Below are 22684 nucleotides of genomic sequence, written 5' to 3' on the forward strand. Positions count from 1 at the left end.
TCGAGTCTAGAGCGAGATCGCGCGATCGGTCGGGCGAACCGGTGCCGGGAGGCTGGTCTCGCCTTCGAGGTAGCGGTCAACGGCGGCTGCTGCCGCACGTCCTTCGGCGATGGCCCAGACGATGAGGGACTGGCCGCGGCCGGCGTCACCGGCGACGAAGACACCGGGTTCGCTGGTCTGGTAATCGTTGTCGCGCTCGACGTTCCCTCGGTCGTCGAACGGCACTCCGAGCTGCGGCGCGAGCGAGTCCGTCTCCGGCCCGGTGAAGCCAAGGGCGAGCAAAACCAGATCGGCTGGGATCTCCCGCTCGGTACCGCTCTTCGGCACACGCCGGCCGTCGAGGAATTCGGTTTCGGCCACCCGGATCGCCCGCACTTCGCCTGACTCGTTGGAAAGGAACTCGACGGTCGAGACGAGGTACTGCCGCTCGCCGCCCTCTTCGTGCGCGCTCTGCATCTCGAAGAGTGTCGGCATCATCGGCCACGGCTGCGCGTCGGTCCGCGCCGGTGGTGGCTGCTTGCCGATCGCCAGGTTGGTGACGGATGCAGCACCCTGGCGGTGGGCGGTACCGATGCAGTCGGCACCGGTGTCACCGCCGCCGAGGACGACGACGTGCTTGTCTTCGGCGGTGATCTGGCCGGGGACGTCGTCGCCGGCCCCCGCCTTGTTCTGCGGGACGAGATAGTCCATGGCGAAGTGAACGCCGGCGAGGTCGCGACCGGGAATGGGAAGATCACGCGGAACCATCGCGCCGGTCGCGATGACGACAGCGTCGTACCGCGAACGCAGGTCGCTCCAGCTGATGTCGACGCCGATGTGAACTCCGGCACGGAATCGCGTGCCTTCGTCTGCCATCTGCTTGAGCCGCGCGTCGATGTGCTTCTTTTCCATCTTGAAGTCGGGGATGCCGTAGCGCAGCAATCCGCCGATGCGGTCGTCGCGCTCGAAGACGGCAACGGTGTGTCCCGCGCGGGTCAGCTGTTGTGCCGCCGCGAGTCCCGCAGGGCCGGAGCCGACAACGGCGACCGTCTTGCCGGTGAGGCTCTCCGGCGGGTGGGAATCGACCCACCCGTTCGCGAACGCCTGGTCGATGATGGACACCTCGACCTGCTTGATGGTGACAGCGGGCTGGTTGATACCGAGGACGCACGAACTCTCGCACGGGGCCGGGCACAACCGACCGGTGAACTCGGGGAAGTTGTTCGTGGCGTGCAGCCGTTCGATCGCCTGCCTGCCCTCACCGCGCCAGGTCAGGTCGTTCCACTCGGGGATGAGGTTCCCGAGCGGGCAGCCCTGGTGGCAGAACGGAACGCCACAGTCCATGCAGCGGCCGGCCTGTCGACGCAATTGCGTCGGGTCGCCCTGTTCGTAGACTTCTTTCCAGTCCATCAGCCGGATCGGAACGGGGCGCCTTTTTGGCAGTTCACGTTCCGTGACTTTCAGGAATCCCTTGGGATCAGCCACCGGTTACCTCCAGAATTCGGCCCCAGACGATGTCGCCGTCGGGGTCGAGCCCCTCGGAGACTGCGTCGCTGCGGGTCTGCAGCACGGCTGCGTAGTCCCGGGGCAGTACTTTTACGAATGTGCGGATGCTCTCGTCGAAGGTCGAGAGCAGTCGTGCGGCGAGTTCGGACCCGGTCTCGGCGAGGTGCCGTTCGAGCAGATCGCGGACGATCTCGGAGTCTGCGCTGCCCAGCTCGGTGAGCTGCAGTTCGCCGGTCGCGAGCGCTTCGCGGTTGACTGAATCGGTCGACAGGTTCTGGACGTATGCGGTTCCGCCCGACATGCCTGCACCCAGGTTGCGGCCCGTTGCCCCGAGGATGAGCGCGAGCCCGCCGGTCATGTACTCGAGCGCGTGATCTCCGACGCCCTCGACGACGGCGGTGGCACCGGAGTTGCGCACGAGGAAACGTTCACCGACGGTCCCGGAGATGAACATGCTCCCCCTGGTGGCGCCGTAACCGATGACGTTTCCCGCGATGACATTCTCGGAGGCCTCGAAGGTCGAGGACACCGGGGGCCGAACAATGATCTGGCCGCCGGAGAGTCCCTTGCCGACGTAGTCGTTGGAGTCGCCCTCGAGGCGGAGCGTGATTCCGCTCGGCAGGAAGGCGCCGAAGGACTGCCCGGCCGAGCCGGTCAGGTGAACGTCGATGGAGCCATTCGCAAGGCCGTTCTCGCCGTGGCGCACCGTGACCTCGTGACCGAGCATGGTGCCAACGGCGCGCTCGGTGTTGCGAATCGGCAGGTCGATGCGGACCTGGCCGCCGTGCGCGAGGACGTTGTGACTGCGCTTGATGAGTTCGACGTCGAAGTGCTTGTCGAGTTCGTGTTCCTGCTCACGCGCGTGGGTGCGAGGTTCTCCCTGACGGAATTCCGGTCCGACGAGGATCGGTTCGAGGTTGAGCCCTGACGCCTTCCAATGGGCGATCGCTGTGTTCGTGTCGATCAGCTCGTTGTGGCCGATGGCCTCTTCGAGCGTGCGGAAGCCGAGCTCGGCAAGGTATTCACGGACTTCCTGGGCGATGAACTCGAAGAAGTTGACGACGAATTCCGGCTTTCCGGTGAACCGCTCGCGGAGCACGGGGTTCTGCGTGGCGACGCCGACCGGACAGGTGTCGAGGTGGCAGACCCGCATCATGATGCACCCGGAGACGACGAGAGGGGCCGTGGCGAATCCGAATTCTTCGGCACCGAGCAGAGCGCCGATGATGACATCCCGACCGGTCTTGAGCTGACCGTCGACCTGCACGACGACGCGATCCCGCATGCCGTTGAGCATGAGCGTCTGCTGGGTCTCTGCAAGGCCCAGTTCCCACGGGGTTCCCGCGTGTTTGAGCGAGTTCAGCGGGCTTGCGCCGGTCCCGCCGTCGTGGCCGGAAACGAGGATGACGTCCGACAGCGCCTTAGCGACGCCAGCGGCGACCGCGCCGATTCCGGACTGGCTGACCAGTTTCGTGTGGATGCGGGCGGACGGGTTGGCGCGCTTGAGGTCGAAGATCAGCTGTTTGAGGTCCTCGATCGAGTAGATGTCGTGGTGCGGCGGCGGCGAGATGAGACCGACACCCGCTGTCGCGTGACGCGTCCTGGCCACCCACGGGTACACCTTCGTCGGCGGCAACTGACCGCCCTCGCCGGGCTTCGCACCCTGCGCGAGTTTGATCTGGATGTCATCGGCGTGGGTGAGGTACATGCTCGTGACACCGAAACGGCCGGAGGCGACCTGCTTGATGGAGCTCCGACGCTCCGGGTCGAGCAGGCGATCGATGTCCTCGCCGCCTTCACCGGTGTTCGACTTCGCGCCGAGACGGTTCATCGCGATCGCGAGGGTCTCGTGTGCTTCCTGCGAGATCGAGCCGTAGCTCATCGCACCCGTCGAGAAGCGCTTGACGATCGAGGCGACCGATTCGACCTCGTCGATCGGGATGCTCTCGCGCTCGGCCGTTTTGAGAGTGAACAGCCCGCGGAGAGTCATCAGGTTCTCGGCCTGGTCGTCGACGAGGCGCGTGTACTCACGGAAGATGTCGTAGCGCCGGTTGCGGGTCGAGTGCTGCAGGCGGAACACCGTGTCCGGGTTGAACAGGTGCGGGCTTCCGTCTCGACGCCAGGAGTACTCGCCCCCTGTCTCGAGCCGTTCGTGGGCGACCTCGGCCGTGTTCAGCGGGAAGGCTGACCGGTGGCGCTTGAGGTTTTCCGCCTGGATGACCTCGATGCCGACCCCGCCGAGCTTCGATTCGGTGCCGGTGAAGAACTCGTCGACGAACTCCTGGCTGAGCCCGACGGCTTCGAAGCACTGGGCGCCTGCGTATGAGGAAACCGTCGAGATGCCCATCTTCGACATGATCTTGAGCACACCCTTGCCGAGGGCGTAGATCACGTTGCGAACTGCCTTCTCGGCGCTCACTCCCTCGATGACGCCGCTGCGCACGAGGTCTTCGCAGGTTTCCATCGCGAGGTACGGGTTGATCGCCGAAGCTCCGTACCCGATGAGCGTCGCGACGTGATGCACCTCGCGCACGTCGCCGGCCTCGACGACGAGTCCGACCTTGAGCCGGTTCTGCGCTCGAATCAGGTGGTGGTGGACGGTGGCGACGAGCAACAGCGACGGGATCGGTGCCAGGTCCTTGTTCGAGTCGCGGTCGCTCAGCACGAGGAAGTGGGCGCCGGCCTCGATGGCGTCATCGACTTCGGCACAGATCGCGGTGAGGCGGTTGCGCAGCGCATCGGGACCTTCGTCGAACCGGTACAGGCCGCGGATGGTCGTCGTGGTCTTCGAACCGTGCGCCGGGTCGATGTGCTGGATTTTCGCGAGCTCGTCGTTGTCGATGACGGGGAAATCGAGAACGACCTGCCTCGCGTGTTCCGGACCGGAGCTGAGCAGGTTGCGCTCGGGGCCGAGTCCGAGTTTGAGCGACGTCACGACCTCTTCGCGGATCGAGTCCAGCGGCGGGTTGGTGACCTGGGCGAACTGCTGGGTGAAGTAGTCGAACAGCAGGCGAGGACGCTTGGACAGCGCGGCGATCGGAGTGTCTGAACCCATCGCACCGAGCGGTTCCGCACCGGTCTGGCCCATCGGCCGCAGGAGGATGCGCACCTCTTCTTCGGTGTAGCCGAAGGTGCGCTGGCGGCGGGTCACCGATGCCGGCGTGTGAACGATGTGTTCGCGCTCGGGGAGGTCGGACAGGTTGATCCTGCCGGCCTCGAGCCATTCACCCCATGGCCGGGATGCCGCGAGTTCGGCCTTGATCTCGTCGTCTTCGATGAGGCGCTGGCCTTCGGTGTCGACGAGGAACATTTTGCCTGGGCGCAGCCTGCCCTTCCGCTTCACGCGCTCGGGAGCGATGTCGAGGACTCCGATCTCGCTGCCGAGAACGATGAGGCCGTCTGTCGTCTCGAGCCAGCGGCCGGGGCGGAGCCCGTTGCGGTCGAGCGTTGCGCCGACGAGGGTACCGTCGGTGAAGGTCAGGGCGGCAGGGCCGTCCCACGGTTCCATCTGCATCGAGTTGAACTCGTAGAAATCGCGGAGTTCCTGTGACAGCCCGGTCTGCTTCTCCCAGGCTTCCGGCACCATCATCATCATCGCGTGTGGCAGTGTCCTGCCGGTGAGCGTGAGAAGTTCGAGAACCTCGTCGAACGACGCGGAGTCGCTCGCGCCGGGGGTGATGATCGGGAGCAGGGGCCGGATGTCTCCGAGCAGCTCCGACTCGAGCTGCGACTGGCGCGCTCGCATCCAGTTGCGGTTTCCCTCGACCGTGTTGATCTCGCCGTTGTGGGCCATCATCCGGAGCGGCTGCGCCAGCGGCCACGACGGGAAGGTGTTCGTCGAGTACCGCGAGTGCACGATCGCGAGCTTCGACGCGAAACGTTCGTCGCTGAGGTCGGGGTAGAACGGCTCGAGCTGCAGCGTCGTGACCATTCCCTTGTAGACGAGGGTGCGGCACGAGAACGAGATGAAGTAACCGTTGAGCTCGCGTTCGACACGCTTGCGGAAGCGGAACGCCTGCCGGTCGAGGACGATTCCGGAGACCGGCTCACCGGCATCCGTCGTCGTGGTGCTCGAGACGAACAATTGCTCGAACGCGGGCATGGCGTCGCGGGCGAGACGCCCGAGGTGCTCGTCGTCGGTGGGAACGACGCGCCACCCGAGAACGGTGAGGTCCTCGTCGTCGGCGAGCCGCTCGATGCCGGCCTTGAGCTCGGCCCGCTCGGTCTCATCGTGCGGGAGGAACGCCATTCCGACCGCGTACTGGCCGGCTGCCGGCAGATCGAAACCGCTGACAGCGCGGAGGAACTCATCGGGGATCTGGGTCAGGATGCCTGCACCGTCACCCGTTCCCGCGTCGGATCCGATCGCACCGCGGTGTTCGAGGTTCCGCAGGGCGTCGAGCGCGGAGACGATGATGTCGTGCCCGGCGGTGCCCCGCAGGGTGGCGACCATCGCCAGACCGCATGCGTCCTTTTCGCGGGCAGGGTTGTACAGTCCTTGCGCCTCTGGAACGAGGCTGAACTGGGAAAAGGTGGGTCGAGGCTCCATCAGAAAACCGTCCTCACGGAAGAATCTGGGCGGTGGGACGACGATGGCCCGGGAGGGTGAAGCGTTTTCGCCGCCCGTCAGCGGACTGTGTGACGTGTCACACGAGGCGAAGGAGTGGTCGGTTGAAGCCGTACGGTTCAGGCAGACCTAGGATTTGGGGGCAGTGTCGCTTGTGGCGAGGGCATCCCCTGATTCAGATGGTGTCTCTTCGGGCTCGCCGAGATCCACATAGTCCGAATCGGTGTGTGACGAGTGTACCCCAGCGCCGGACCCGTTCCACTCGCGACCCGCAACGTACGGGCTCGGCTCGAACCCGGTGTGCCTGCGGGACTGGACGGCGAGGATGAGAAGGCCGACCACGATCGCGAGGAGAGCGGCCCAGACATTGACGCGCAGCCCGAGGAACACTTCGCTCGGGTCGATCCGGATGCTTTCCCAGACCGTTCGGCCGATTCCGTACCAGAGCAGGTAGAGGCCGAGGACCTTGCCCCACTGCAGGCGGAACCGTCGCTCGAGGATGAGGAGCACGGCGACGCCGGCGAGGTTCCAGAGAACTTCGTAGAGGAAGGTCGGGTGGAACAGGGTGCCCGCGGGCAGGCCGACAGGCCATGCCGGGTTCGACTGCTCGATCTCGAGGCCCCACGGCAGGGTGGTTGGGATGCCGAACAATTCCTGGTTGAACCAGTTCCCGAACCGGCCGAACGCCTGGGCGAGAAGGAGAGCGGGAGCAACGGCATCCGCGAAGGTCCAGAAGCGGATGCCGGTCATCCGGCAGCCGATCCACGCGCCGACGGCTCCACCGATCAGGGCACCGAAGATGGCGATGCCGCCCTCCCAGACATACAGGGTGCGGAGCAGGTCGGCGCCCGGGTAGAAGTAGTCGTTGGGGTGGGTCAGCACGTGGAAGATCCGGGCACCGACGATACCGAGCGGAACGGCCCAGAGGATGATGTCGAGCACGATGCCCGGTTCGGCGCCGCGACGGGTGAGCCGGGCGTTCGTGAGGAACGCGGCAGCAACGATGCCTACGAGAATGCAGATGGCATAGAAGTAGATCGTGAAGTTACCGAGTTGGATGGAATTGATTTCCGGGCTCGGAATGCTCAGGTGGATGGACACGTGGTTCCATGCCTTTCTGGGGTTGCTGTCGAGGTGCGCGGTTAACTCTAGTTCGCGCGGGCTGTTCCCTGTGCCAATTCGCGGGCCACGGCGGCGACGCGGTCGACTCCCCCGTCGGCGAGAGCCTTGACGAGTGCCGAGCCGACGATGGCGCCGTCGGCGTAGGCGAGGATCTCGCGCACCTGCTCGGCGGTCGAGATGCCGAGACCGACGCACGCGTTCTCGCAACCCGCCTCGCGGAGACGAGACACGAGAATCTGGGCGGCCTTGTCGACGTCGCCGCGCGCGCCGGTGATGCCCATCGTGGAGACGGCGTAGACGAATCCCCTGCTGGCGTCGACGGCCTGGCGGAGCCGGGCGTCACTCGATGACGGCGCAGCGAGGAAGACCCGGTCGAGGCCGGAACGTTCGGACGCCGCGAGCCAGTCCGCCCCCTCGTCGGGGATGAGGTCCGGAGTGATGAGCCCGGCACCACCGGCAGCGGCGAGGTCGTCGGCGAACCGCTCGACGCCGTACTGCACCACAGGGTTCCAGTAGGTCATGAGAAGGACGGGGACGTCGACTCTGGAGGTGATGGCGCGAACCGCGTCGAAGCCGTGGCTCAGCTTGAACCCGTTCGCGAGGGCGTGCTGCGTCGCCTTCTGGATCACGGGGCCGTCCATGACCGGGTCGGAGTACGGCAGGCCGAGTTCGATGATGTCGACACCGTTCCGAGCGATGGCAACGGCGGCGTCGACGCTCTCGTCGAATGTCGGGAAGCCGACCGGGAGGTAACCGATCAGGGCACCGCTTCCCGCTTCTTTGCGTTCGGCGAGGACGGATGCCACACTGCTCACGATTGTTCTGCTCCCTGGTCGATCAGGTCGAAGTATCGACCGGCGGTCTCCATGTCCTTGTCTCCGCGGCCGGAGAGGTTGATGAGGATCGTCGCTTCGGCGCCCAGTTCCTTGCCGAGTTCGAGCGCGCCGGCGAGGGCGTGGGCGCTTTCGATCGCCGGGATGATGCCCTCGGTCCGGCTCAGCAGACGCAGGGCGCTCATCGCTGCGGCATCCGTTACCGGCCGGTACGTGGCACGGCCGATGCTCGACAACCAGGAGTGTTCGGGGCCGACGCCGGGGTAGTCGAGGCCGGCTGAGATCGAGTGCGACTCGATCGTCTGCCCGTCGTCGTCCTGCAGCAGGAAGCTCTTCGCGCCGTGGAGGACACCGGGGCGGCCCTTCGAGATGGTCGCTGCGTGGCGTGGCGTGTCGACGCCTTCGCCCGCCGCCTCGAAACCGTACAGGGCGACATCCGGGTCGTCGAGGAAAGCGTGGAAGATGCCCATGGCGTTCGAGCCGCCGCCGACGCACGCCGCGACGGCATCCGGAAGCTTGCCGGTGAGGTCGAGTACCTGCTGGCGTGCTTCTTCTCCGATGATCTTCTGGAGGTCACGGACCATGGCGGGGAACGGGTGAGGCCCTGCGACGGTTCCGAAGATGTAATTGGTGCTCTCGACGTTCGTCACCCAGTCGCGCATGGCGTCGTTGATGGCGTCCTTGAGGGTACGGGAGCCCGTCTTCACGGCGATGACTTCGGCGCCGAGGAGCCGCATCCGTGCCACGTTGAGTGCCTGGCGTTCGGTATCCACCTCGCCCATGTAGATCACGCAGTCGAGACCGAACAGCGCCGCGGCGGTCGCGGTGGCGACGCCGTGCTGCCCGGCGCCGGTCTCGGCGATCACGCGGGTCTTGCCGATGCGCTTGGTGAGCAGGGCCTGTCCGAGAACGTTGTTGATCTTGTGGGAACCGGTGTGGTTGAGGTCCTCGCGTTTGAGGATGATCCGCGCTCCCCCGGCGTGCTCGGCGAACCGGGGCACCTCGGTGATGATGGACGGCCTGCCGGTGTAGGTCGCGTGGAGCTCGGAGAGTTCGGCCGCGTACCCGGGGTCCTGCTTCGCCAGTTCCCATGCCTCGGAGAGCTCGTCGAGGGCGGCAATGAGGGATTCGGGGACGAAACGTCCGCCGAAGTCTCCGAAGTATGGACCGGTTTCGTCGCGTAGTGCCATGGTGTTCAGACCGCCAGAAATTCGCCGAGGGTGAGTATGGGATCGTTCGTCACGAGTGCTTCGCCGATGAGGACGACGTCCGCCCCTGCTTCGCGGTAGTGCGCCACATCGGCTGGGGCGAGGACCGCGGATTCAGCGACACGGATGACTCCGGACGGGATCTGGGGTGCGAGCCGGCCGAAGAGGTCGCGGTCGAGTTCGAACGTGGAGAGGTTGCGGGCGTTGACGCCGATGAGGCCGGCACCGAGGTCGAGCGCGCGTTCGAGTTCGTCAGCGCTGTGGGTCTCGACGAGGGCCGTCATTCCGAGGTCGGTGATGAGACCGTAGAGCTCAGTGAGAGTCTTCGTATCGAGTGCCGCGACGATGAGGAGAGCGAGATCTGCGCCGGCCGCACGCGCCTCGAACACCTGGTACGGAATCGAGATGAAGTCTTTGCGGAGAACCGGGATTCCGACGGATTCGCGCACATTCACGAGGTCGTCGAGTGAGCCCTTGAATTTGCGGCCTTCGGTGAGCACGCTGATGGCGCTCGCGCCGCCGCGCTCGTAGGACACGGCGAGCTGGGCGGGGTCAGGGATGTCTGCGAGGTCCCCGCGCGACGGGCTGGCCCGCTTGACCTCGGCGATGATCTTCACCCGGTCGGCCGGAGCCAGCGCGGACAGGGCGTCGAGGGCGGGAGGGGCATCCGTCGCTGCGGCTTCGACCTGCGCGAGTGGGCGCAGGATCTCGCGCTGGCGGGCATCGGAGAGCGCGCCAGCGGTGAGGTCTGCCAGCACGGCGCTAGTGCTCCTTCGGAGCAGACTTGGGGCCGTTGACGCCGTAGCCGACCTTGGCGAGGATCCAGCCGAGAAGTGCGCCGACGACGAGCAACCCTGCAGCAGCCCAGACGAGCCAGGCCCAGTCCAGCCAGAATGCGATCGTTCCGATGAGGAACGCGATCAGCATCACCGTTACCGCCGTCCAGGCGGCCGGTGAGTGGCCGTGTCCTAGTTCTGTCGACTCTGCGCTCATGGGTTTCCTCCAGTAATTCAGTGCGGCCTCAGTCTATCGGTTGTCGCGACGGACTCTCGGCGGCCGGGCGGGTACGGCGGTTCAGCGGGTCGGGTCGTCGCCGCGGGTGAGGTCGTCCCAGCTGTCGACGGCATCCGGTGTGGCGTCGCCGTCGGCCGGTTCGAGGCGGACGGCTGAATATTTGCGTGAGGACGACGGCCAGCTTCTCGCACTGACGACGATCGCGACCCCGGCGATCGCGAGCAGGACGCCCGCCAGAAGAGCGATGACGGGCCAGACGGTCAGCGAGCTCGAGGTGACGATGTCGGCGATGGAGTTCGAGCCTGCAACACCGGTGGCTTCGGTGACAGCGGCTTCACTGGCGCCGACGGGCGCTGTCAGCGCGAGGACCGATGACAGCACGATGCAGGCGCCGAGAACGACGTTGAGGACTCCGAGCAGGATCCGGAACACAACGCCGGCGATCGCGAGTGCTGCCGCAAGGGCAAGGCCGGCGAGGGCGAGGGCCGCCAGCGCCGGTGCGGCGACGGTGCCGTCGACGGCGACGGACGTGGTCGGAGCTCCTGGCTGCAGCTCGACGGTCAGCCAGGTCTGTGTCCACGCGATCAGCGCAAGGCCACTCAGCAGAAGAGAGGCGAGGATGAGGACGTACTTGGTGCGCGAAGCACCGGAAGGGGATGTCATCGCACCCGTTTCATCGCGTTGGCGACGGCCACGGCACGCAGGGGCGCCGCTGCCTTGTTCTGCGATTCGAGATATTCGCTTTCCGGGTCGGAATCCGCGACGAGCCCGCCCCCGGCCTGTACGTGGGCGACGCCGTTCACGATGGTGGCGGTGCGGATCGCGATCGCGAGGTCGATATCGCCGGAGAAGGCGAAATAGCCTACCACTCCCCCGTACACACCGCGCTGGGCGGGTTCGAGTTCGTCGATGATCTCGAGCGCCCGCGGTTTGGGTGCTCCGGAGAGGGTGCCGGCGGGGAACGTCGCGGTGAACACGTCGATCGGGGTCGCCGAGTCACTCAGCGTTCCTTCGACCGTCGACACGAGGTGCATGATGTGGCTGAACCGCTCGATCCGCATGAACTCGGTGACCTCGACGCTGCCCGCCGTGCAGACCTTGAGCAGGTCATTGCGGGCGAGGTCGACGAGCATGAGGTGCTCGGCGCGTTCCTTCTGGTCGCCCGCGAGCTCCGTCGCGAGCTCGATGTCGTGTTCGGGGGTGTCTCCGCGGGGCTTCGAGCCGGCGATCGGGTGGGTGAGCACCCGTTTGTCCTGCACCTTGACGAGCGCCTCCGGGCTCGAGCCGACGATCGAGTACGGCGTACCGTCGACGCCGGACAGCGTCAGCAGGTACATGTACGGGCTCGGGTTGAGGCTCCGCAGAATCCGGTAGACGTCGATCGGCTCTGCCGTGCACTCCTGGTCGAACCGCTGTGAGACGACCACCTGGAAGATGTCGCCGTCGCGGATCCGTTCCTTCGCCGTCACGACGGCGTCGAGGAAGTCGGCCTTCTCTGTGCGGTTCCGAGGCGTCGGCGCGGTCATCAGGTCGACGTCCGCGAGCCACGCCTCGGCGGGCCTTGCCAGCCGGGACTGCATGGCATCGAGTCGGTCCTGGGCGGATCGCCACAGTGTCGCTTCATCATCGAGACCGTCGTTGAGCACGTTGGCGATGAGTTGGACGGTGCCGCGGCGGTGATCGAGGACGACCAGGTCCGCGACGAAACACATCGCCTGCCCAGGAACGTCGAACTCTTTCGGCGGTCGGTGCGGCAGCTTCTCGATTTGGCGGATCGCTTCCCACCCGATGAAACCGACGAGGCCGCCGGTGAGGGGCGGATGCCCGTCGATGTGCGGGGTCTCCCATCGACGGTGCAGTTCGGCGATTGCCTGCAGCGGCCGGAGTCCGGACACGTCACCGAGGGCGCGCTGGCGGCTGAGCCCGTAGTCGATCCACTGCACCGTATCGTTCGACTGCGTCAGGACTCCGAAGGAGGAGACCCCGACGAAGGAGAACCGCGACCAGATCCCGCCCTGTTCGGCGGACTCGAGGAGAAAGCTCCCCGGCTTGCCGATGGCCAGCTTGCGGTAGATCCCCACGGGGGTTTCACCGTCGGCGAAGAGTTCGCGGAGAACGGGAATGACGCGGTGCTCGCGGGCGAGCGCACTGAACTCGGCGCGGCTCGTTGTGCCGCCCCCTTCACTCTGTGACATGGGTGTCCTCGTCGGGCTGGTCGCCGATGGTGGGGCTGAGCACGTGTGCGTCAAAGCAGGTCCTCGTCCCGGTGTGGCAGGCGACGCCGACCTGTTCCACCTGGAGCAGGAGGGTGTCGGCGTCACAGTCGAGTGAGGCACCCTTGACGTATTGCGCGTTTCCGGACGTGTCGCCTTTCCGCCAGTACTCCTGGCGGGACCTGGACCAGAACGTGACGCGGCCCTCGGTGAGGGTGCGCCGGACCGCCTCGTCGTTCATGTAACCCAGCATGAGCACTTCACCGGTGTCCCACTGCTGGACGATCGCGGGAACGAGTCCGTTCCCGTCGAACTGAATCTGTTCGATGGTCGAGGAAACACTCATCAGCGCACCAGTACCCCTTCGTGGATCAGTTCCCGCTTGACGTCGCCGATGGTCAGCGCGCCGGAGTGGAAAACGCTCGCGGCCAGGACGGCGTCGGCGCCGGCGGCGATCGCCGGCGGGAAGTCTGTCACTGCTCCGGCTCCACCCGAAGCGATGACCGGCACGCTGCTGACCTCGCGCATGAGCGAGATCAGCTCGGTGTCGAAGCCTTCCTTCGTGCCGTCGGCATCGATCGAGTTGACCAGGAGTTCGCCTGCTCCACGCTCGATTGCTTCGCGCGCCCAGTCGAGGGCGTCGATGCGGGTCTCCGTGCGGCCGCCGTGGGTGGTGACGACGAAACCGGATGCGGTGTTGCCGCCACGCTTGACGTCGAGCGACAGCACGAGTACCTGAGCCCCGAAGCGGTCGGCGATCTCGCCGAGCAGCGCCGGTCGGGCGATCGCGGCGCTGTTGACCCCGACCTTGTCCGCTCCGCTTCCGAGCAGGCGGGCAACGTCATCGACGCTGCGGACGCCCCCTCCGACGGTGAGCGGGATGAAGACCTGTTCCGCTGTGCGGGTCACGACATCGTATGTCGTCTCCCTGTTGTCGACGGTCGCGGTCACATCGAGGAACGTCAGTTCGTCAGCGCCCTGTTCGTAGTAGCGCCGAGCCAGTTCGACCGGATCCCCGGCGTCGCGGAGGTTCTGGAAATTGATGCCCTTGACGACGCGGCCGCCGGCGACGTCGAGGCAGGGAATGACACGGCAGGCAACGGACATGATGTGCGCTCCCGGTCAGAGTCTCGCCGCGTGGATGGCGCTGACGAGGATCGCTCGGGCGCCGATCTCGTAGAGCGCGTCCATGATCTGGTTCGTGCGCTCACGCGGGATCATGACGCGAACGGCGACCCAGTCCTTGTCTCTCAGCGGCGACACGGTCGGTGACTCGATGCCCCCGGCGATGGCCGTCGCCTCGTCGAGGAGGTGCGCAGGCAGGTCGTAGTCCATGATCACGAAACGGCGGGCGACGAGAACACCCTGCAGACGACGGCGAAGAGTCTCGAGCCCCGGCTTCTCCTCGGGAGCCCCGATGAGCACGGCGGTGGATTCGAGGATGACGGGACCGAAGATGTCGAGCCCGGCTTTGCGGAGTGTCGTGCCGGTGGAGACGACGTCGGCGACGGCATCCGCGACCCCGAGCTGCACGGCGGATTCCACGGCACCGTCGAGGGAGACGAGGGTCACGTCGACGTTGTGCTCCGCGAGGAAGCGCCCGACCAGGCCGGGGTAGCTGGTGGCGACGCGGTGACCGGCGAGGTCCGAGAGGTCGGCGAATCGGCCGGTGGGCCCGGCGAAGCGGAAGGTGGAGTCACCGAAACCGAGGCTCTCGATCTCGGATGCTTCTGAGCCGGAGTCCAGGAGCAGGTCGCGACCGGTGACGCCCACGTCGAGAGCCCCCGATCCGACGTAGGTCGCGATGTCACGGGGCCGGAGGAAGAAGAACTCGACACCGTTAGGGGCGTCGAGAAGGTGGAGTTCCTTCGGGTCGCGACGGCCGGCGTATCCGGCCTCTGACAGCATCTGTGCGGCTGTTTCGCTCAGTGAGCCCTTGTTGGGCACTGCAATTCTCAACATGCGGAAGTCTCTCTTGGTGGGGAAAACGGAGGGGTCGACAGGAGTGACGCGAGCGTCACAGATGTCGGTACACGTCCTCCGGCGAGAGGCCCTTCGCGAGCATGAGGACCTGCAGGTGGTAGAGCAGCTGCGAGATTTCCTCAGCGGTCTCGGTGTCGCTCTGGTACTCGGCTGCCATCCACACTTCTGCGGCTTCTTCGACGATTTTCTTGCCGATCGCGTGCACGCCGGCGTCGAGTTCGCGAACCGTGCCGCTGCCCTCGGGGCGTGCGGCGGCTTTGAGGCTGAGTTCCGCGAACAGGTCGTCGAATGTCTTCACAGGTATCAGGGTACTAGTTCCCGGCGAAAGCCCCGTGCGCGTGACCGGATGCCGCTGCCTCGCGCAGCGCACTGATCCGGAGTTCGGGGTTGTCAGACCCGAACACGCTCGAGCCGGCGACGAAGGTGTCTGCTCCGGCTTCTGCCGCGATGCTGATGGTGTCTTCATTGATGCCGCCATCGACCTGGAGCCAGACATCTCCCCCGGTCCTCGACAGCGTCTGGCGAAGTGAGGTGAGCTTCGGCATCGTCTCCGACATGAACGATTGCCCACCGAAACCGGGTTCGACGGTCATCACGAGAACCTGGTCGAACTCGGCGAGAAGGTCGAGATACGGTTCCACGGGGGTGCCCGGTTTGAGGGCGATGCCGGCTCGTGAGCCGATCTGCCGCAGCCTTCGCGCGAGTGCGACCGGTTCCGCCGTCGCCTCCGCGTGGAAGGTGACACTGTAAGCGCCCAGTTCGGCGTACCCGGGAGCCCAGCGGTCGGGGTCGTCGATCATCAGGTGAACGTCGAGCGGCAGGGAAGAAACCTGCTGGATCCGATCGACCATTTGCGGGCCGAACGTCAGGTTCGGTACGAAGTGGTTGTCCATCACGTCGACGTGGACGAGGTCCGCGGTGCCGATCCGGCCGAGGTCTCGCTCCATGTTGACGAAATCGGCGGCCAGGATGCTCGGGGAGATTCGGATCGACATCCGTTCAGCCTAACGAATCGCCGACGGCGATTTGGCGATGAGGGCGATGAACATGGCGTCGGTTCCGTGCCGGTGAGGCCACAGTTGCACCGTGGTCCCGGCGGCGCCGTCGGCTGTCGGTGCTTCAGGGAGGTCGAGGGGTTCGGAGACGATCGACTGCAGCACGCTCGCGGTGTCGAGCAGTTCCGCGGTGTCGCCCAGCCGACGGAGCGCATCAGCGACAACACCGCGGGTTTCTGCGACGTGGGGCGAACAGGTCACATAGGCGACGACTCCCCCTGGCTTCAGCGCTTCGAAGGCCGAGAGGAGCAGCTTCTGCTGGAGAATGGTGAGGTCGGCGACGTCTTTCGTTGTTTTCCGCCAGCGGGCTTCTGGACGCCTGCGGAGGGCGCCGAGTCCGGTGCAGGGAGCGTCGACGAGGATCCTGTCCCACGCTTCTGGCTGGAGGTCTCCGATGTCGGTTCCGTCGAGTTCGGTCACGCGGATGTCGCCGGGGACGGGCGCGACCGCTCGGCGCACCAGTTGTGCCCGGGCCGGGACGATCTCGTTTGCGGTGACCAGCGCACCGGCCAGGGCGGCTTCGGCGCCGAGCATGGCGGTCTTCCCGCCCGGGCCGGCGCAGAGGTCGAGCCAGCGCTCCCCTGCCTCGACGGGCCGTGCCCTGCTGAGAGCCAGGGCAGCGAGCTGGGAGCCCTCATCCTGAACCCTGAGCCGTCCGTTTTCGTGCCGGATGACGGAATCCGGGTCACCTCCGGCGAGGGTGAAACCGAACGGGGAATAGTGGTTGGCGTCCGCGTCCTCGGGGATGGCGGTGAGGCCGGGCAGTGCGACGAGGTTGACGCGCGGTGCCTGGTTGTCTGCGGCGAGAAGCGTTTCCAGCTCGTCTGCCCTGCCTTCAGCCGCGAGTGCCTGCCGGAACGCGCGCAGGATCCACGCCGGATGGGCGGTGTCTGCGGCGAGCCTGTCATCGGCGTTCTTTGCACCGGCGAGCACGCGTTCCCGCCATTCGTCCGGCGTCGACCGGGAGATGGCCCGGAGGACGCCGTTCGTGAAGCCGACGGCTGAACGGGAACCGACCATGCGCGCGAGGACGACGGATTCGTTCACCGCCGCGTGCTGGGCGACACGGGTCGCGAGGAGCTGGTGGGCACCGAGTCGGAGCACGTCGAGGATGGCCGGGTCGATCTCACGGATGTCCCGGCCTGCCGCGAGAGCGATCACGAGGTCGTAGTAGCCGCGGAGTCTCAGGGTGCCGTAGGTGAGTTCGGTGGCCAGACCGGCGTCAGCGGTGTTGAGCGACGCGCGCGCGATGAGCGTCGGCAGCAGAAGGTTCGCATAGGCGTCGTCGGTGCTCACCGCCGAGAGGACGTCGTAGGCGATTCGCCTGGCCGGTTGAACGGTCGACGGGGAGCGTGAAGGTGCTGCGGTCATGAGAAACCTACTCTGCCCGGATGGGCTGGTCGTGATGAAGTCCCCGCCACCAGTCGGATGCCGCCATCGCCGGTTTTCCCGACGGCTGGACCCGGACGAGCTCGAGCGCGGTCGTGCCTGTGCCGATGAGGACGAGCCCGTCGACGCGGTCGAGCACGCCGGAGGGAAGAGTATGCCCGGCGGCGGGTCGAGCCTCGAGGATTTTGAAACGGGTGCCGGCGATGCTCGTGTGGGCGCCGGGTTCTGGAGTGACCCCGCGGAACCGGTTGTAGACCTGTTCCGCCGGGTCCCGCCAGTCCAGGCGACCATCCTCGATGGTCAGCTTCGGGGCGAGGGTGACCGTCCCATGCTGGCCTACCGCTCGCGCGGTACCGTCGTCGATGTCGTCGACGATTCCCGCGAGGAAGCCGGCCCCGATCGTTGACAGTTCGGCGAGGAGTGTTCCTGCCGTGGCGTTCGGCTCGATCGGGTGCTCGAGCACGCCGAACACGTCACCGGCGTCGAGCTCACGGACGAGCTGGAAGACACTCGCGCCTGCGACCGTGTCGCCGGCGATGAGGGCGTGCTGCACCGGCGCAGCGCCGCGCCACTCGGGAAGCCGGGAGAAGTGCAGATTGGTCCAGCCGTACCTCGGAGCAGAGAGCAGAGGCTCCCGCAGCAGTCCGCCGTATGCGACGATCACGCCGAGGTCGGCCTCGAGCTCGGTGATCGCCTGGACGATCTCCGGGGTCAGGCGGTTGGCTTTGATGACCGGGATTCCCGCCCTCTCGGCGGCCAGCGCGACGGGTGAGGGGGTGAGTATGCGTTTGCGCCCGAGAGGGGCATCCTCCCGGGTCAGGACGGCAACGACGTCGTGCCTTCCCGCCAGGAGCAGATCGAGACTGGGTACGGCCACGTCGGGGGTACCGGCGAAAAGAAGCTTCATGCGAATTCGAGTCGGGAAAGAGCGGCGGTCATGACAGGATCTCCGGGTCGTCGAAGCGGACTTTCAGTGTAGGTGGCGGCCGGTAGCCCGCCTTGCCCGGTGGGGCCTTGCGGCGTTTCGTCGCGTTGCGGATCACCGCTCCCCGCAGCAACCGGGCTGCGTTCCCGGCGTGGGCGTAGTCGATCCGGAGAATCGCCCTGACGCCCTCCTCGGCCGGTGTCGGACCGAGGATGTTCGCCCCCGGCAGGTCGCGAACCTCGGCGATGGCATCAGCAACGGCTGTGGCATCGCCGAAGACGGATGCCGCTCGGACGGCGGGCGGGAACCGCAGCGCGCGGCGGTCGAGCAGTTCGGCTGAGGCGAACGCCTGCTGGGTCCAGGTGGCGAGGGCGCGTGCAAGGTCCCCGGTGACGCCGGTGAGTACCACGGGAGCGCCCCGGCGGGCGAGAGCTGCGGCATTCGACCACCAGCGCAGGCAGTCTTCGCCGATCCGGAGATGTTCGGCAGCGAGCATCCTGTCGCCGTCGAGGAGGAGAACGGCGGCGTAGCCACCGGCCGCGATCGGCTCGGCTCCCCGTGTTGCGATGACGAGGGCCGGTCGCGCGTCGACCGCGGTGACCTGTCGTTCACCGTCCGCGATGATCACCGGGACGCCGGGGAACGCCCGGCCGAGCTCTTCCGCCGTTCGGCCGGTTCCCCGGGTCACCAGGCGTAAGTTTGTTCCCTCACACGTGGGGCAGGCCCAGCCCGCGGCGATCGCACCGCACAGGGTGCACGACGGTGCGGCGCCTGCGCGGGCGATGCCCAGAGGGCCGGCGCACACGGTGCACCTCGCGGCAGACGAACAGGTGGCGCACGCGGTCACGGGAGCGTACCCGGGGCGGGCAACCTGGACGAGGACGGGGCCGGTCGCGATGGCTTCCTTGGCCTGGCGCCACGCCATCGAGGGGATCCGGGCTGTCGCTGCCTGGTCGTCGTGGTCGGCTGTCGCGGTGACGAGGACCCGGGGGCTCGTGGCGCGCTCCGGACCGATCGCGGTGACCCAGCCGATGTCGACGAGTCGCTGGACGTCCACGCTTCGGGTGTGCCCGGCCAGAACGAGTGCTGCCCCCGACTGCTCCTGCCGAATGAGTGCGGCGTCGCGGGCGTGCACGTACGGGGTGAGTGGCTCCGAATACAGTGGGTCGCCGTCATCGAACACGACGATCAGGCCGAGCCTGGACGCGGGAGCGTACACGGCTGACCGGTTGCCGACGATGACGCGCGGGATCTCGCTGAGGCAGTCGAGAAAACCGCGGTAGCGCTCAGCATTGGGCTGGGATGCGTCCACACGCGTGATCCTGTCGGCGGGGAGGAAACCGGAGAGGGCAGCGAGCATCTGGTCGACGTCACGATAGGTCGGGACGACGATGATCGCGCTCTCCCCCGCAGCTACCGTTCGAGCCGCCATCTGCGCGAGGGAGAGCGCCCAGGCGCCCACCCAGCTGTCGCCATCGACCTGGACGACGGCGGGGATGGCGTCGACGGCGAGTCGTTCGTGCGCGGCGATGCGTTGGGCGAGGTCGCCCGCATAGCCGGTGATGCCGGGCGAATCGACCGGGTCGGGCCGAACCGGAGTCGATTGAGCCGCCTGCCACGCCTTCTCGACGCGCACCTGTCTTCCGGGGATCGCGAGGCGGAGGATGTCGGATGCTCCGCCGGCGGCGCGATCCGCAGCCCGCCGTGCAAGAGCCCATACCTCCGGAGTGAGCACGGGCACCGGCGAGACGACCGAGTCGAGTGGGCTCAGCTCCCCCTCGAACCCGTCGGCCTCGTCGACGGTCTCCACGATGTAGCCACGGGCGACCCGCCCGGCGGACCGGAGTGGAACGGTCACCCGAACGCCAGGTGTGGCGGAGTCGGCGAGTTCGGGTGGGATCCGGTAATCGAAAAGGTGATCGAGCTGCGGCAGCGGCGAATCGAGCACCACGCGCGCCGTTGTCGCGCGCCGCGCGCCCGGACCGGCCTGTGCGGCCTGGTCCGGAACGACGCCATCGGTCATGGCCGTGCTCTCACGCTTCAGAGTCCGGCGGCGCTTTGCAGGTCGGCGACCTTGTCGAGCCGCTCCCACGTGAAGTCCGGGAGTTCACGGCCGAAGTGGCCGTACGCCGCCGTCGCTGCGTAGATCGGGCGTTTGAGGTCGAGGTCGCGAACGATGGCTGCAGGACGGAGGTCGAAGACGTCGCGGATGGCGTCGACGATGGTCTCCTCGGAGACCTTCGCCGTCCCGAACGTCTCGACGTACAGGCCGACCGGTGCTGCCTTGCCGATGGCATAGGCGATCTGCACCTCGAGCTTGTCAGCGAATCCGGCTGCGACGGCGTTCTTGGCGACCCAGCGCATGGCGTAGGCGGCAGAACGGTCGACCTTCGAGGGATCCTTGCCGCTGAAGGCACCGCCGCCGTGGCGGGCGGCTCCCCCATAGGTGTCGATGATGATCTTGCGTCCGGTGAGGCCGGCGTCGCCGGCCGGGCCGCCGATGACGAAGCGGCCGGTGGGGTTGATCAGGAAGTTGACGTCGGAGGTGTCGAGGTCGACGGAGTCGAGAACGGGACGGATGACGAGCTCACCCACGTCCTTGCGGAGCCGATCGAGGGTGATCCCGTCCTCGTGCTGTGTCGACAGAACCACGGTTTCGACGGTTCGCGGAGTGTTTCCGTCGTAACCGATCGTGACCTGGGTCTTGCCGTCCGGGCGCAGGTAGTCGAGTTCCCCAGTCTTGCGGACGGCGGAGAGACGCTCGGCCAGCCGATGCGCGATCCACCCGGGCACGGGCATGAGTTGCGGCGTCTCGGTGGTGGCGAAGCCGAACATGATGCCCTGGTCACCGGCGCCCTGGGAGTCGAGCGCGTCGACGCTCGCCTGCTCGCGGGCTTCGAAGGCGTCGTCGACGCCCTGCGCGATGTCCGGGGACTGCTGGCCGATGGAGACGGAGACGCCGCAGGATGCGCCGTCGAAGCCGACGTCGGAGTGGTTGTACCCGATCGAGGTGACGAGCTCGCGGATCAGCGCGGGGATCTCGACGTACGCCTCGGTCGTGACCTCGCCTGCAACGTGGACGAGTCCGGTGGTCACGAGCGTTTCGACGGCGACACGGCTCTCCGGGTCCTGTTCGAGCATGGCGTCGAGGATGCTGTCCGAGATCTGGTCACAGACCTTGTCCGGGTGGCCTTCTGTCACGGATTCCGAGGTAAACAGGCGCAGATGCGTCATACCAACTCCAAAGGTACGGGGCGAAAAACAGGGGTTCGAGAGGGCCGCCCGTGGTCAAGTATCGGTGTCACCACCGACAGGAGACGGCGCGGGAGCCGTGTTCACTATATCTCCGGGCCGTCCGGCCCGGTTCGGTCACGAAGCGCGCGCAGGCGCAGTGACAGCATCGAGGATGCGATCGGCGACGGCGAACTTGGTGCCGGATGCTTCGGCCGTCACGTTTCCGCCGCGTTCGAGCACGAGCACACTGTTCGTGTCGAGCGCGAAGCCCTCCGTCCAGCCCACGCGATTGACCACGAGGAAGTCGCAGCCCTTGCGTTCGAGCTTCGCCCGGCCGATCGACAGGAGATCGTCGTCACTTCTCGCGGTCTCGGCGGCGAAGCCGACGATGACCTGTCCGTCCCTGGCCGCTGCCGCCAGGCCGGCGAGGATGTCGGGATTCTTGACGAGGCGGAGGGTGAGCTCATCGCCCACGTCTTCCTTCTTGATCTTCGCGTCCTGCACCTCGGCTGGCCGATAGTCGGAGACCGCAGCCGCCATGATGACGACGTCGGCCTCCTCAGCGGCATCCGTCACGGCGTCGTGCAGTTCCGCCGCGCTGGGCGCGTCGACGACGGTGAGACCGGCGGGAACGGGGACGTCGAGATGGGAGGCGATGAGAGTCACGGTTGCACCGCGTCGAAGCGCGGCGGTCGCGAGGGCGACTCCCTGTTTGCCGCTCGAGCGGTTGCCGATGAACCGGACGGGATCGAGCGGTTCGCGCGTGCCGCCAGCGGTGATCACGATGCGGGTGCCGGACAGGTCGCCTGGCGTTGAGGCGGCGGCGTGGGCGGCAAGCGCTGCGTGCGCGATGGCATCCGGCTCTTCCATCCTGCCGGGGCCGGAATCCGCTCCGGTGAGCTGACCGCTCGCAGGCCCGACAACGGTGACGCCCCGGGAGACCAGGGTGGCGATGTTGGCCTGGGTCGCCGGGTTCTGCCACATCTCGGTGTGCATCGCCGGGGCGATGACGACGGGCGCTGTGCTGGCGAGGACGGTGTTGCCCAGCAGGTCGTCTGCGAGGCCACCGGCTATTTTGGCGATCGTGTTCGCGGTCGCCGGTGCGATGACGATGAGGTCGGCGGCCTGACCGATGGCGACGTGGCGGACTTCGGCGACACCTTCATACAGTTCGGTGTGTACCGGGTTGCGTGAGATCGCTTCGAGGGTGGGCCGGCCGACGAACTTCAGGGCGCCGGCGGTGGCGACCACCTGCACGGAATGCCCCGCGAGAACGAAAGAACGGATGACACCGACCGCTTTGTACGCGGCGATGCCACCCGTTATGCCGACAACGACATTCAGAGAACCTGTCATCGGGGAGGTGCTGTGTTACTCGACGATGGGACGCAGGACGAGCTTGTCCTCGTTGATTTCGTGGAGTGCGACGGAGAGCGGCTTGTCCTCGACGTGAGAGTCGACCAGCGGGCCCACGTTGTCGAAGAGGCTTCCCTCGTGCAGATCGGAGTAGTAGTCGTTGATCTGGCGCGCGCGCTTGGAGGCGAAGATCACCAGGGCGTACTTGGAGTCGACCTTGGAAAGCAGGTCGTCGATGGGCGGGTCAATGATTCCCTTGGGCTTCTCAGCCATACTGAAGTCACACTCCTCGTGTGTTGC

General features: G+C 66.7%; 20 protein-coding genes. All 20 read right to left on the reverse strand.

The window, feature by feature from the left end:
- Window positions 1-6: 6 nt before the first annotated feature.
- A complete protein-coding gene (locus tag D9V29_RS05030) occupies window positions 7-1464 on the reverse strand; it encodes a glutamate synthase subunit beta (protein WP_121672228.1) in 1458 nt (485 codons plus the stop codon).
- Window positions 1457-6034: a glutamate synthase large subunit gene (gene gltB / locus D9V29_RS05035; protein ID WP_121672229.1), complete on the reverse strand. Its 4578-nt coding sequence runs from the start codon at window positions 6032-6034 to the stop codon at window positions 1457-1459. The genes D9V29_RS05030 and gltB overlap by 8 nt, the downstream gene beginning before the upstream one ends.
- Before the next feature lie 147 nt (window positions 6035-6181).
- Complete coding sequence (gene lgt / locus D9V29_RS05040) at window positions 6182-7153, reverse strand: prolipoprotein diacylglyceryl transferase (protein WP_121672230.1); 972 nt, start codon at window positions 7151-7153, stop codon at window positions 6182-6184.
- A gap of 47 nt (window positions 7154-7200) precedes the next feature.
- Window positions 7201-7992 carry a tryptophan synthase subunit alpha gene (gene trpA, locus D9V29_RS05045; RefSeq protein WP_121672339.1) on the reverse strand — a complete coding sequence of 264 codons (792 nt, stop codon included), beginning with the start codon at window positions 7990-7992 and terminating at the stop codon, window positions 7201-7203.
- A complete protein-coding gene (gene trpB, locus D9V29_RS05050; protein WP_121672231.1) occupies window positions 7986-9197 on the reverse strand; it encodes a tryptophan synthase subunit beta in 1212 nt (403 codons plus the stop codon). The genes trpA and trpB overlap by 7 nt, the downstream gene beginning before the upstream one ends.
- 5 nt (window positions 9198-9202) lie before the next feature.
- On the reverse strand, window positions 9203-9973 hold the full coding sequence (trpC, locus tag D9V29_RS05055; protein WP_121672232.1) for an indole-3-glycerol phosphate synthase TrpC: 771 nt from the start codon (window positions 9971-9973) through the stop codon (window positions 9203-9205).
- 4 nt (window positions 9974-9977) lie between these two features.
- On the reverse strand, window positions 9978-10208 hold the full coding sequence (locus D9V29_RS05060; protein WP_121672233.1) for a DUF6704 family protein: 231 nt from the start codon (window positions 10206-10208) through the stop codon (window positions 9978-9980).
- Between the two features lie 81 nt (window positions 10209-10289).
- Window positions 10290-10892 (reverse strand): Trp biosynthesis-associated membrane protein, encoded by a 603-nt coding sequence (locus D9V29_RS05065; protein WP_121672234.1) that lies wholly within the window; start codon window positions 10890-10892, stop codon window positions 10290-10292.
- Window positions 10889-12424, reverse strand: coding sequence for an anthranilate synthase component I (locus tag D9V29_RS05070; protein ID WP_121672235.1), 1536 nt, complete (start codon window positions 12422-12424; stop codon window positions 10889-10891). Before D9V29_RS05070 ends, D9V29_RS05065 begins: the two co-directional genes overlap by 4 nt.
- Window positions 12411-12788 carry a phosphoribosyl-AMP cyclohydrolase gene (hisI, locus tag D9V29_RS05075; protein ID WP_121672236.1) on the reverse strand — a complete coding sequence of 126 codons (378 nt, stop codon included), beginning with the start codon at window positions 12786-12788 and terminating at the stop codon, window positions 12411-12413. Before hisI ends, D9V29_RS05070 begins: the two co-directional genes overlap by 14 nt.
- Window positions 12788-13549, reverse strand: a complete 762-nt coding sequence (hisF, locus tag D9V29_RS05080) for an imidazole glycerol phosphate synthase subunit HisF (RefSeq protein WP_121672237.1) — start codon at window positions 13547-13549, stop codon at window positions 12788-12790. Before hisF ends, hisI begins: the two co-directional genes overlap by 1 nt.
- Before the next feature lie 15 nt (window positions 13550-13564).
- Window positions 13565-14404: an ATP phosphoribosyltransferase gene (gene hisG, locus D9V29_RS05085; RefSeq protein ID WP_121672238.1), complete on the reverse strand. Its 840-nt coding sequence runs from the start codon at window positions 14402-14404 to the stop codon at window positions 13565-13567.
- Between the two features lie 55 nt (window positions 14405-14459).
- Window positions 14460-14723: a phosphoribosyl-ATP diphosphatase gene (locus tag D9V29_RS05090; RefSeq protein WP_121672239.1), complete on the reverse strand. Its 264-nt coding sequence runs from the start codon at window positions 14721-14723 to the stop codon at window positions 14460-14462.
- A 13-nt stretch (window positions 14724-14736) separates the two neighbouring features.
- Window positions 14737-15420, reverse strand: coding sequence for a ribulose-phosphate 3-epimerase (gene rpe, locus D9V29_RS14880; RefSeq protein WP_183084917.1), 684 nt, complete (start codon window positions 15418-15420; stop codon window positions 14737-14739).
- A gap of 9 nt (window positions 15421-15429) precedes the next feature.
- Window positions 15430-16851: an RsmB/NOP family class I SAM-dependent RNA methyltransferase gene (locus D9V29_RS05095; protein WP_183084918.1), complete on the reverse strand. Its 1422-nt coding sequence runs from the start codon at window positions 16849-16851 to the stop codon at window positions 15430-15432.
- 7 nt (window positions 16852-16858) lie between these two features.
- Complete coding sequence (gene fmt, locus D9V29_RS05100; RefSeq protein WP_121672240.1) at window positions 16859-17776, reverse strand: methionyl-tRNA formyltransferase; 918 nt, start codon at window positions 17774-17776, stop codon at window positions 16859-16861.
- Between the two features lie 28 nt (window positions 17777-17804).
- Window positions 17805-19817, reverse strand: a complete 2013-nt coding sequence (locus D9V29_RS05105) for a primosomal protein N' family DNA-binding protein (RefSeq protein ID WP_183084919.1) — start codon at window positions 19815-19817, stop codon at window positions 17805-17807.
- Between the two features lie 17 nt (window positions 19818-19834).
- Window positions 19835-21028: a methionine adenosyltransferase gene (gene metK, locus D9V29_RS05110; RefSeq protein WP_121672241.1), complete on the reverse strand. Its 1194-nt coding sequence runs from the start codon at window positions 21026-21028 to the stop codon at window positions 19835-19837.
- Window positions 21029-21163: 135 nt separating this feature from the next.
- The gene (coaBC, locus tag D9V29_RS05115; RefSeq protein ID WP_229790350.1) at window positions 21164-22384 is read right to left on the reverse strand and encodes a bifunctional phosphopantothenoylcysteine decarboxylase/phosphopantothenate--cysteine ligase CoaBC; all 1221 of its coding nucleotides are present in this window, start codon (window positions 22382-22384) and stop codon (window positions 21164-21166) included.
- A 15-nt stretch (window positions 22385-22399) separates the two neighbouring features.
- Entirely contained in the window at window positions 22400-22657 is a 258-nt protein-coding gene (rpoZ, locus tag D9V29_RS05120) for a DNA-directed RNA polymerase subunit omega (RefSeq protein ID WP_090712805.1), read from the reverse strand.
- Window positions 22658-22684: the final 27 nt, after the last annotated feature.

The organism is Mycetocola manganoxydans (assembly GCF_003667545.1).
Classification (GTDB): domain Bacteria; phylum Actinomycetota; class Actinomycetes; order Actinomycetales; family Microbacteriaceae; genus Mycetocola_A; species Mycetocola_A manganoxydans.